The sequence below is a fragment of the Acidobacteriota bacterium genome (genome assembly GCA_022340665.1).
Lineage (GTDB): Bacteria > Acidobacteriota > Thermoanaerobaculia > Thermoanaerobaculales > Sulfomarinibacteraceae > Sulfomarinibacter.
In genome coordinates this window covers 1-11,532 of the sequence record JAJDNM010000073.1, presented here as the reverse complement: position 1 = coordinate 11,532, position 11,532 = coordinate 1, and the positions used below count along the sequence as shown (strand labels likewise).

Below are 11,532 nucleotides of genomic sequence, written 5' to 3'. Positions count from 1 at the left end.
GGCAAGTGCACCCGGGCCCTACGAGATCGAACGGAGCTGGGGAATATTCGACCCCACCGTGAATCCGATCATCGAAACGACCTACGAATTTCTCGACGTTTTCTTCGCCGAGATGGCCAAACTCTTCGACGACGAGTTCATTCACATAGGTGGAGACGAAAACAACGGCAAGCAATGGCTGGCCAACCCCGAGATCGTCGCGTTTATGGAGGAAAAGGGATATGGCAAGCCTCTCGACCTCCAACGCTACTTCAACGAACGGGTGCTCGAGATCCTGACCCGGCACGGCAAGAGAATGATCGGGTGGGACGAGATTTTCCAGGAGGGACTGCCGAAGAACATCGTGATCCAGTCCTGGCGCGGGCGCGAATCGCTCTTCGAGGCCGCGCGTCTCGGCTACATGGGGATCCTCTCCAACGGCTACTACATCGACCTCATCCACCCCACCGATGCACACTACCTGAATGACCCGCTGCCGGCGAACTCGCCGCTCGCACCGGAGGAGGCCGACCGGATCCTCGGCGGTGAGGCCACCATGTGGGCGGAGTACGTTTCGCCCGAAACCGTCGACTCTCGCATCTGGCCTCGGACCGCCGCCATCGCCGAGCGTTTCTGGTCGCCCGTCCGAGTCATCGATCTCGAGGACATGTATCGGCGTCTGGACCGGATCAGCCTGATGCTCGAGGAGCTCGGGCTGCAGCACGAGCGCAACCGCCCGATGATGCTGCGCCGTCTCTGCCAGTGCAGAGAAATCGACGCACTCGAGACCCTGCTCGGCGCCATCGAACCGGTCAAGGTGTACAACCGCGGCCGCCTGCGAAAACACACCCAGTTCTCTCCTCTCACCCGAATGGTCGACGCCGCGTGGCCCGACGCCGGACCGGCGCGCGAGTTCGGCTGGGCGGTCGAGCGCCTGATCGAGTCCGATTTCTCGGATGAAGTCGACCGCGAACAGGTGCGGTCGACCCTCGTCACCTGGAGCGACAACCATGCCCTCCTGGAAGAGATCATCAGGACTTCGCCGGCATTAGCGGAGATCGAAGCGATGTCGATCGCCCTCTCTACGGTCTCCGCCATCGGTCTCGAGGCGCTCGACCTGGCGATTTCGCAATCCGCCGCAGACGGTGACTGGCTCGATCTTCGGCTTGAAGATCTGGATGCTGCAAGACAGTCACACGGTCAGACAGAACTCATGGTCGTCGATCCGATTGTAGACCTGGTGTGCGCAGTCTCGTTGCCGGCGAGCCTGACGGCAGAGGGGTGTCAGGAGAAGGAGGTGGCGGCGGTAGCGGAAGAACATTAAGAAGAGGAGAAAAGGGTCAGATGAGAAGAGGAGAGGATTATGAATAGGAAACTTCGGGTATCCGCAGTCATCTGCGCGGCCCTCGTGACGACGTGTTCGCTGGTGTTTGCGGGCGAGGTGAAGGAGGGCGACAGCGGGGAGTGGTGGGACGTCCCCTACCCTGAGCCCTTCGATGCATCGAAGATCGAAACCTCGCTACAGTTCATTCACGTCGAGGGCAACCGCTTCGTTGACGAGGACGGTAACACCAGGATCTTTCGCGGGGTCAACATCTCCGATCCGGACAAACTGGAAAAGAACGGCCACTGGAACAGGGCCCACTTCGAGATCATCAAGGACTGGGGGGCGAACCTCGTCCGCGTACCGGTGCACCCGGTCGCCTGGAAGGGGCGTGGCAAGGTCGAGTACTTCAAGCTACTCGATCAGGCGGTCACCTGGGCCTCCGAGCTCGGTCTCTACCTCAACATCGAGTGGCACGGCATCGGCAATCTCTCCACCGAAGTCTTCCAGCACCCCATGCACTACACCACCCGGCAGGAAACCTATAATTTCTGGCGCGATGTATCGTTCCGTTACGCAAACCTTCCGGCAGTCGCCTTCTACGAGCTCTTCAACGAGCCCACCACCTACAACGGCCAGCTTGGCAAGATCAGCTGGGCCGAGTGGAAGGTGATCGTCGAGCAGATGATCGGCATCATCTTTGCCCACGACAGCAAGGTGATTCCATTGGTGGCCGGTTTCAACTGGGCCTACGAGCTCCACAACGTCGGCACGAATCCCATCGACTACCAGGGCATCGGCTACGTCAGCCATCCCTACCCGATGAAAGCGCCGCAGCCGTGGGAGAAGAACTGGGAAAAGGACTTCGGTTATGTCGCCGACACCTACCCGTTGATGGCGGCCGAGATCGGCTTCATGGCGGCCGACCTGCCGGGTTCGCACAACCCCGTCATCGCTGACGAAGAGTACGGTCGGAGAATCCTCAGCTACTTCGAGAAGAAGGGCATCTCCTGGACCGCCTGGTGCTTTGACCCCGACTGGCCGCCGCAGCTGATTTCAGACTGGAACTACACACCGACAACGCAGGGGGCGTTTTTCAAGGCGTATATGCAGGGGAAGAAGTAGCAGCCAGTCTCCGTAACCGGAAAGGCTTGGGGCTTGAGGCCTGGGGCCTGATATCGAGGCCGTGGAGTTCCTTCTCCATGCCCCACGCCACAAGCCCCGAGCCTTTCGTTTCGTGTAGGCTGACAGTGTTTTTGGGGGGACTATGGGACAACTCGGTTTGACCAGCCTCGACCTGGGCATCATCGTCTTCTATTTGGTGGCGGTGACCGCAATCGGATTCGCGATGCGGCGGAAAGCCGCCAAGAGCGTCGAATCCTACCTGCTCGGCGGCAAGGACATCCCCTGGTACATGCTCGGGCTTTCCAACGCATCCGGCATGTTCGACATCTCCGGCACCATGTGGCTGGTCACAATCGGCTTCGTATACGGCCTCAAGAGCATCTGGCTGCCGTGGCTGTGGCCGACCTTCAACCAGATCTTCCTGATGGTCTTCCTGTCGGCGTGGTTGCGACGTTCGAATGTCACCACCGGGGCGCAGTGGATCGAGACCCGATTCGGCACCGGCACCGGAGCCCGCCTGTCGCACACGGTTGTGGTCGTATTCGCTCTCATTGGTGGGCTCGGCTTCCTCGCCTACGGTTTCGTCGGGCTCGGCAAGTTCGTCGAGATTTTCCTCCCCTGGGAGGTCGTCCAGCCCCTGATCGGCATCAACGTCGCCCCCGAGTTCGTGCCGCACATCTACGGCATCGTCTTCACTCTGGCGGCGGTGCTCTACACGATCCTCGGTGGCATGCGCTCGATCGTGCTCGCCGACGTTCTGCAGTTCACCATCATGACGATCTCGGCGATCGTCGTCGCGGCCATCGCCATGACCGCGCTCGCTCACACGCCGCTCGCGGTTCCCGACGGGTGGATGAGTCCGTGGTTCGGTTGGGAGCTTGACCTCGACTGGACCGGGATCATTACCGAGGTCAACCAGAAGATCGTTGACGACCAGTTCGGCCTGTTCACCATTTTCTTCATGATGATGCTTTTCAAGGGCATCCTGGTCAGCGCCGCGGGCCCGGCGCCCAACTACGACATGCAGAAAATCCTCGCCACCCGCTCGCCACGCGAAGGCGCGTTGATGAGTGGCTTCGTGAGCCTCGTCTTGAGTCCATCACGATACCTGATGATCACCGGCTTCGTGGTGCTCGGCCTGCTGTTCTACCAACGCCTGGATCTCATTGTGGGCGGGCAGCTCGATTTCGAGCAGATCCTGCCGTCGGCGATCAACGAGTTCGTGCCGGCCGGCTTCACCGGGCTCCTGCTCGCGGGCCTCGCAGCGGCCTTCGTATCGACCTTCTCCGGCACCCTCAACGCGGCCCAGGCGTACGTCGTCAACGACCTCTACCACAAATACATAGACCCGAATGCGTCACAGAAGCGCACGGTGATCGTCAATTACGCCAGCGGATTGCTGATCGTTGTCGTCAGCATCGTTCTCGGCTTCTACGCCAAGAACGTCAACAACATGCTGCAGTGGATCGTTTCGGCCCTCTGGGGGGCCTACCTCTCTTCCAATGTGCTCAAGTGGTATTGGTGGCGCTTCAACGGCCACGGCTACTTCTGGGGCATGGCGGCAGGCATCGTACCGGCCCTCATTTTTCCGGCAATCTGGCCCGACGTCCTTCCGCTCTTCTACTTCCCGCACCTCATGGGCATCTCGCTGGTCGGGTGCATTGCTGGTACCTACCTGACCAAACCCACCGATCGCGAGACGTTGAAGACCTTCTACCGCACGGTGAGGCCGTGGGGCTTCTGGGGACCGATCCGTCGCGAGGTGGAGGCCGAAGACCCCGACTTCAAGTGCAACATAAACTTCAAGCGAGACATGGTTAATGTGGTGGTCGGCACGATCTGGCAGACGGCGCTGGTCGCGCTGCCCATCTACTTCGTGCTCATGCGGTGGAGGCCGGTCGCGATCACTGCAGTCATCGTCGTCGTGACGATGATCTTCCTCAAGAAGAACTGGTACGACCAGCTCGAAGACTGAGGCAATGCAGGCTAAGGAACTCCGCCAGGCAATCGAGAGGGAGCTGCAGGGCAATCTGCTCCCGTTCTGGCGCGAGCGAAGTCCCGACCATGAACGCGGTGGCTTCATCGCCGAGATGGCGGTGGACGGCATTGTGCGTGATGGCGCGCCGCGCGGCCTGATTCTCAACTCGAGACTGCTGTGGACCTTTTCGGCCCTCTATCGCAGATTCGGCGAACAGCGGGATCTCGAACTCGCGCGACGCGCCTTCGATATTCTCGAATCCCGCTTCCGCGACCGCGAGCACGGAGGATACTTCTGGCGGATCGACGCCTCGGGCAAGCCCCTCGATCGCACCAAAAAGACCTATGGCCAGGCATTCTGCATCTACGCCTTGAGCGAGTTTCACCTCGCGACCGGCGAGTCTGCCGCATTGGAGTCAGCTCTGGAGCTCTTCGAGCTCGTGGAAGGTCACGCCCATGATCAGGAGTTCGGGGGTTACCTCGAGGCCCGCGACACAGACTGGTCCGAAACTCCAGATCTCCAGCTCTCGGACAGGGACATGATTGCGGCCAAGTCGATGAACACCCACCTCCACCTGCTCGAGGCCTACACCAACCTCGTGCTCGCGATCATCGATCCCAGGGTGGTGATGCGCCTCGATGAGCTGATCGGCATCTTCGGTAGGCAGATTATTCACCGTGAGGCAGGCGGCTTCCATCTCGACCACTTCTTCGACGAGGCATGGACCCTCCAGTCGGAGAATCGGACCTACGGGCACGACATCGAGTCTGCGTGGTTGCTCTCCGAGGCGGCGGCGGTGCTCCGCGGCGAGGAGCTCGGGGAAACCGTCAAGCTGTGGGCGATCGAACTGGCACGCTCGACACTGGCGGAGGGGCTTCTCGCCGACGGCGGGCTCGCGTATGAAGGATGCGACGGCTCGGTGACCGATGCCGATCACGACTGGTGGTGCCAGGCCGAGGCCGTCGTAGGTTTCTGGTGCGTGTACACCCTCACCGGCGAAAGCGCCTACGCCGACGCCTCCGCCCGGGTTTGGCAGTTCATCGAGCAATACCAGGTGGACCGCGACGGTGGCGAGTGGTTCTGGCGAGTGCGGGCCGACGGGACGATCGACGAAACCGAGCCCAAGGTCTCCGAGTGGAAGGGGCCATACCATACGGTCCGCATGTGCCTGGAGATGTTGCGGCGCCTGGATGACAGCGATCGCGGAGATGAACCATGAAACTGCACGAGTTTGACGAGCGCAAGCAACAGATCTTTCGCGACTACGAGGAGCTGGTGACGCGGCCCAACCAGCCGATCGAGCACACGAACGGGGTCATCCAGCGGTGGAGACACCCGGTATTGACCGCCGAGCACGCACCGCCGTTCTGGCGTTACGACCTGGACCCGGCCACGAACCCGCACTTCATGGAACGAATTGGCGTCAACGCGGCGTTCAACCCGGGAGCCATCGAGCACGAGGGGAAGTTCTACCTGATGGCGCGGGTCGAGGGCGCCGATCGCAAGAGCTTCTTCGGATTGGCCGAGAGCGAGACCGGAGTCGACGGTTTTCGCTTTCTCGACCGACCGATCGTCATGCCCGAGACCGAGAATCCCGACGTCAATGTCTACGACATGAGGTTCATCCAGCACGAGGACGGTCACATCTATGGGCTCTTCTGTACCGAGCGCAAGGATCCTGATGCCCCCCGCGCCGACCTCTCTTCGGCGGTGGCCCAGTGCGGCATCGCGCGCACCGCGGATCTCGTGACCTGGGAGCGCCTGGCCGACCTCGAGACCCGATCGCCGCAGCAGCGAAACGTCGTCCTCCACCCGGAGTTCGTCGACGGGCGATACGCCTTTTACACCAGGCCGCAGGACGGATTCATCGAAGCCGGATCTGGCGGCGGCATCGGCTGGGGCCTCTCCGAAAGTATCGAGGAGGCAGCGATCGACAAGGAGATCATTGTTCACGACCGCAAATACCACACGATTACAGAGGTGAAGAACGGACTCGGACCGGCGCCCATCAAAACCGGTACGGGCTGGCTGCAGCTGGCGCATGGCGTACGGGGCACCGCTTCGGGACTGCGCTATGTGGTCTACGCTTTCATGACCGATCTCGACGAGCCGTGGCGCGTCATCCACGAACCCGGCGGATACCTGCTTGCCCCTCGGGGCGGGGAGTACATCGGCGACGTGATGAACGTCGCGTTCTCGTGCGGTTGGATTGCGCGCGAGGACGGCCAGCTCTTCATCTATTACGCCTCGTCGGACACCCGCTGCCACGTGGCGACGACCTCGGTAGAGCGGCTCGTCGATTACTGCAGGAACACGCCACCTGATCCGTTGCGATCCTCGGAGTGCGTCAAGCAACGGATTGAGCTCATCGAACGGAACTTGAAGTTGATGGAGGGCGAGTGATGCATCGGGTCATCTCCCTGCTCTGTGCGGTACTCGTGGCAGCCGTGGGAACCGCCCACGCCCAGAAGTTCGAGGACCTCGCCCGGACACCGCCGATGGGTTGGAACAGCTGGAACCACTTCGGCTGTGACGTGGACGAGCTACTGATCCGAGAAACGGCAGACGCCATGGTCGCCTCCGGGATGCGCGATGCCGGTTACCTCTTCGTCAACATCGACGACTGCTGGCACGGCACCCGCGACGAGAACGGATTCATCAGGCCCGATCCGGACCGGTTTCCATCAGGAATGAAGGCTCTTGCCGACTACGTGCACTCGAAGGGCCTCAAGCTCGGCATCTACTCCGACGCCGGCTGGAAGACCTGCGCCGGACGCCCCGGGAGCCGCGGCTTCGAGTATCAGGACGCCCTCACCTACGCGCGCTGGGGAATCGATTACCTCAAGTACGACTGGTGCAACACCGGGGGTCTCAACGCCGAAGGGGCCTATCAAACCATGGGAAGGGCGCTCGCCGCAGCCGGCCGGCCGATCGTGTTCAGCCTGTGCGAATGGGGAACGAATCAACCCTGGGAGTGGGCCAGGGAAATCGGCCACCTTTGGCGCACCACAGGCGACATCACGGCGTGCTGGGACTGCGAGGTCGATCACGGCAGCTGGTCGTCATGGGGCGTTCTGCGCATCCTCGACATGCAGGATGGTTTACGCATCCACGCCGGTCCTGGCCACTGGAACGATCCCGACATGATGGAGGTGGGCAACGGCATGAGCGAGGGTGAGGATCGGGGCCACTTCTCGATGTGGGCGATGCTCGCCGCGCCCCTGATCGCCGGCAACGACCTCCGGACCATGTCCGAAGAGACTCGCCGAATCCTCACCAATCGCGAGGTGATCGCGGTCAACCAGGACGTGCTCGGTATCCAGGGTTTCAAGTACCGTGACGATGGCGATCTCGAGATCTGGTTCAAGCCACTGGCCGACGAGGACTGGACGATGTGCATCCTCAACCGCGGCACTACCGCACGGACCGTGGAGCTCTCGTGGCAGGACGAGAAGGTCGAAGATGGTTTCTCCAGCCGAAAGACCCTCTTCGGATACAGGGTCTATCAGGTAAAGAACCTGTGGACTGGCGAGCATATGGGAACCACCCAACAGCCTTTCGAGGCCGAGGTTCCGGGCCACGACGTGCTGATGGTCCGGCTGGTCCGACTTCTCGCGCCGGTCGATTGAAGGAGAGGTCTCATGCGTACTATTCCGATTTTGATGATCCTCGCAGTTGCGGCACAGCCGATGGCCGCCGAGCTCGGCGTGAACGGACTCTTCGGCGATGGCATGGTGTTGCAGCGCGGCACGAGCGTACCCGTCTGGGGCACGGCGGATCCCGGAGCAACGGTTGAAGTCACGATTGCCGGTCGTACGGTCACGGCCCGAACCGACGTGCAGGGCTTGTGGCGGGCGGAAATCGCGCCGATGGTCGCTGGCGGACCACACGATCTGACGATCACGAGTGATGGCCAAAGCTTGAGCTACGGGAACGTACTCGTTGGCGACGTCTGGATCTGCTCCGGCCAGTCCAACATGGAGTGGACGGTGGAGAACTCGATGGATGCGGAACACGAGATCGCGGCGGCCAATGATCCACGGATCCGTCATTTCAAGGTTCCCAAGTCATGGGCGGCCTCTCCGGAAACCACCCTCGCGGGAGGTACGTGGGAGCCCACCGATCCCACGCATGTCGGGACGTTCACCGCGGTCGGCTACTTTTTCGCGCGCGAGTTGCGGAAACACAACGACGTGCCGATCGGCCTCATCAACACCTCCTGGGGTGGCAGCCGCATCGAGCCGTGGATGAGCGCCGAATCGCTCGGCATCGACGACGCAGAAATGAGAAAGCTCCTCGAGCAGGAGCAAGCCTATCAGCGAGAAACGCTCGAGCGGATCAACGGGAAGCTTGGAGGCCTTCCAACCTCGGACCGCGGGATGGTCGATGGAAAGGCGGTGTGGGCCGAACCGGCGTTCGACGACTCGAACTGGCCGACCCTCGAGGTGCCGTCCAGATGGGAGGAACGCGGTCTCGACGGTATGGACGGCATCGTCTGGTATCGCAGTTCGATTGATCTCAGCGCAACTGATGCACGGCACGGCGCCCGCCTCGGTCTCGGCACCATTGATGACTCGGACATCTCCTGGGTCAACGGTCACGAGGTCGGTCGGACATCCCTTGCCTGGAACGTCCCGCGCGTGTACGAGGTTCCAGCAGCCTTCTTGCGCGAGGGCCGCAACCAGATCACCGTACGAGTCGAGGACACTGGCGGCGGTGGTGGGATTTGGGGCGACCCCGAGCTGCTGTGGCTCGAGATAGCGGGCGAAAGACATCCGCTCGCAGGTCGGTGGAAGATCGGCCTCGGGCTGGTGACAGTCACCCCCGACGCTCACATGAATCAGGTGCCGACAGTGCTCTACAACAAGATGATCCACCCGCTGCTTCCGTTCCCGGTGTCCGGCTTTCTCTGGTATCAGGGCGAATCAAACGCGGACAGCGACAGTTCCCTGGTCTACCGCGACCTTTTCGCCAACATGATCACCGATTGGCGCATGCGCTGGAACCGGGGCGATCTGCCGTTCCTGTGGGTGCAACTCGCCAACTTCATGGCTGCGTCCGAGCAGCCCGGCGACAGCGAATGGGCAGTGCTCCGCGAATCACAGTCGGCGGTTTTGGCCCTTCCGAAGACCGCGCAAGCCGTGATCATCGACATCGGCGACGCCGACGATATCCACCCGCGCAACAAGCAGGAGGTGGGGCGTCGCCTCGCCCTGGCCGCACGAAGGGTCGCCTACGGAGAGAAGATCGAGTTCTCCGGTCCCGTCTACCGATCGCACGAGGTTCGAGGGAGCCGGGTCATCATCGATTTCGACCATACAGGCGGTGGGTTGGTGGCAAGGGGACGAGAAGACCGGAAGCTGGCGGAGTTCGCGATCGCGGGCGCAGACCGACATTTCGTGTGGGCCGAAGCGATCATCGAAAACAACCGCGTGGTGGTGTGGAGCGACAAGGTGGCGCAACCGGTGGCGGTTCGGTACGCCTGGGCCGATAACCCGGACAGTGCCAATCTCTACAATCTGGGAGGTCTACCCGCGTCCCCGTTCCGCACCGATTCCTGGTAGGGAAATGCGTGTTCTATTCATCGGCGGTACCGGAATCATCAGCTCGGCCTGTACACGCCTCGCCGTAGAACGCGGGATCGAGCTCTGGGTCTTGAACAGGGGCCAAAGCTGGCGGCCGGTCCCCGACGGGGTCACCCGGTTGATCGGTGACATCCGCGAGCCGGCATCCGCCCGCGCGGCGATCGGTGCGCTCGAGTTCGACGCGGTTGTCGATTGGGTTGCCTTCACTTCCGAGCACATCGAGTCAGATCTCGAGCTGTTCCGCGACCGCACTCGCCACTACGTCTTCATCAGCTCCGCCTCGGCCTATCAAACGCCTCCGGCTCGCCTGCCGGTGACCGAATCCACCCCCCTCGAAAACCCGGTTTGGGAATACTCCCGCCACAAGATCGCCTGCGAGGAACGGCTCCTTCACGCCTACCGCGAGGAGGGTTTCCCGTGCACCATCATCCGGCCATCGCACACCTACGACTGCACCTTGCTCCCTCCGCATGGCGGCTGGACGGTCATCGACCGCATGCGTCGGGGCGACCCGGTGGTCGTCCACGGAGACGGCACGAGCGTGTGGACCTTGACCCACCACCGAGATTTCGCAATTGGGCTCGTAGGGCTGCTGGGTCGTGATGACGCCGTCGGTGAAGCGTTTCACATCACCTCCGACGAGTGGCTGACCTGGGACCGGATCCACCACATCCTGGCACGGGCGGCCGGCACCACCACCGAGATCGTGCATGTCCCGTCAGAGGTCATCAACGGTTACGACCGCGAGTGGGGGGACAGCCTGCTCGGCGACAAGGCCCACAGCATGATATTCGACAACTCCAAGATAAAAAGCTTTGTCCCTGAATTCGCCGCGACAATCTCTTTTTCCGAGGGCGCCGACGAGATCATCGCCTGGTACGACGCCGACTCGTCACGAAGGACGATCGACGAGGAGTTCGACCGTACCGTAGACCGAATCATCTCCGACTGGCATAGAACGTTCCCCACCTGAAATACGACCCACCTGGGGTGTGAGCGGGCCGGAATTCCTTATTCGAAGTTCAAATCGTCGGCATGACGTTGCCGCCGCAGACCGGGATGTAGGCACCGGTGATGAAGCCGGCGAGGTCGGAGGCGAGGAAGGCGACCGCGTTGGCCACATCCTGATCGGTACCTCGTCGTCGCAACGGCACCGAAGCCTCGTACTCGGGTTGCCGTTCGGTGCCCTCACTGCGGTACTTTTCCGACACCATCCAACCGGGCGCCACCTGGTTGACGGTGATCCCGTGCGGGCCGAGCTCGCGCGCCAGCACCCTGAAGACACCGTCCATCCCCCTCTTGGCGCTAGCGTAGGCGGCCTGGCCTTCGGAGCACTGCATGGCGCACTCGGTGTTGATGCCGATCACCCGCCCCCATCCCTTGTCGACCATTCCGGGCACGAAAGCCTTGACCATGTGCACGTTGTGCATGACGCAGGAGCGGAACTGACTCTCGAAGTCCTCCAGCGGTTGTTCGAGGACCGATACCCAGTCGTACTGTATGACCGCGTTGTCGACGATGATATCGGCCGGACCGAGCTC

General features: G+C 61.9%; 9 protein-coding genes. 8 read left to right on the top strand and 1 reads right to left on the bottom strand.

All coding sequences use genetic code 11. The features are described 5' to 3' along the window. The 8 genes from LJE93_09200 to LJE93_09165 form a co-directional block, all read left to right on the top strand. On the top strand, window positions 1–1,303 hold a 1,303-nt coding region (locus LJE93_09200; protein MCG6949071.1), incomplete at its 5' end, for a family 20 glycosylhydrolase. Window positions 1,304–1,342: 39 nt separating this feature from the next. Continuing rightward, window positions 1,343–2,428 carry a glycoside hydrolase family 5 protein gene (locus LJE93_09195; GenBank protein ID MCG6949070.1) on the top strand — a complete coding sequence of 362 codons (1,086 nt, stop codon included), beginning with the start codon at window positions 1,343–1,345 and terminating at the stop codon, window positions 2,426–2,428. Window positions 2,429–2,570: 142 nt separating this feature from the next. Then, window positions 2,571–4,403 (top strand): Na+:solute symporter, encoded by a 1,833-nt coding sequence (locus LJE93_09190; GenBank protein MCG6949069.1) that lies wholly within the window; start codon window positions 2,571–2,573, stop codon window positions 4,401–4,403. 4 nt (window positions 4,404–4,407) lie between these two features. Beyond that, a complete protein-coding gene (locus LJE93_09185; GenBank protein ID MCG6949068.1) occupies window positions 4,408–5,625 on the top strand; it encodes an AGE family epimerase/isomerase in 1,218 nt (405 codons plus the stop codon). Between the two features lie 2 nt (window positions 5,626–5,627). Next, on the top strand, window positions 5,628–6,809 hold the full coding sequence (locus tag LJE93_09180) for a glycosidase (protein MCG6949067.1): 1,182 nt from the start codon (window positions 5,628–5,630) through the stop codon (window positions 6,807–6,809). Next, a complete protein-coding gene (locus LJE93_09175; GenBank protein ID MCG6949066.1) occupies window positions 6,809–8,035 on the top strand; it encodes a glycoside hydrolase family 27 protein in 1,227 nt (408 codons plus the stop codon). The genes LJE93_09180 and LJE93_09175 overlap by 1 nt, the downstream gene beginning before the upstream one ends. 12 nt (window positions 8,036–8,047) lie before the next feature. Continuing rightward, window positions 8,048–9,970, top strand: a complete 1,923-nt coding sequence (locus LJE93_09170) for a 9-O-acetylesterase (protein ID MCG6949065.1) — start codon at window positions 8,048–8,050, stop codon at window positions 9,968–9,970. A gap of 4 nt (window positions 9,971–9,974) precedes the next feature. Further along, window positions 9,975–10,964, top strand: a complete 990-nt coding sequence (locus tag LJE93_09165; protein ID MCG6949064.1) for an SDR family oxidoreductase — start codon at window positions 9,975–9,977, stop codon at window positions 10,962–10,964. A gap of 49 nt (window positions 10,965–11,013) precedes the next feature. Here the strand turns inward: LJE93_09165 and LJE93_09160 are convergent. Then, window positions 11,014–11,532 (bottom strand): SDR family oxidoreductase (locus LJE93_09160; GenBank protein ID MCG6949063.1); only part of this gene is annotated, 519 nt, incomplete at its 5' end.

Bases quoted from the DNA above. Each gene is read 5' to 3' on its own strand.
- LJE93_09195 (MCG6949070.1), top strand. From the start codon at position 1,343: ATGAATAGGAAACTTCGGGTATCCGCAGTCATCTGCGCGGCCCTCGTG.
- LJE93_09190 (MCG6949069.1), top strand. From the start codon at position 2,571: ATGGGACAACTCGGTTTGACCAGCCTCGACCTGGGCATCATCGTCTTC.
- LJE93_09185 (MCG6949068.1), top strand. From the start codon at position 4,408: ATGCAGGCTAAGGAACTCCGCCAGGCAATCGAGAGGGAGCTGCAGGGC.
- LJE93_09175 (MCG6949066.1), top strand. From the start codon at position 6,809: ATGCATCGGGTCATCTCCCTGCTCTGTGCGGTACTCGTGGCAGCCGTG.
- LJE93_09170 (MCG6949065.1), top strand. From the start codon at position 8,048: ATGCGTACTATTCCGATTTTGATGATCCTCGCAGTTGCGGCACAGCCG.
- LJE93_09165 (MCG6949064.1), top strand. From the start codon at position 9,975: ATGCGTGTTCTATTCATCGGCGGTACCGGAATCATCAGCTCGGCCTGT.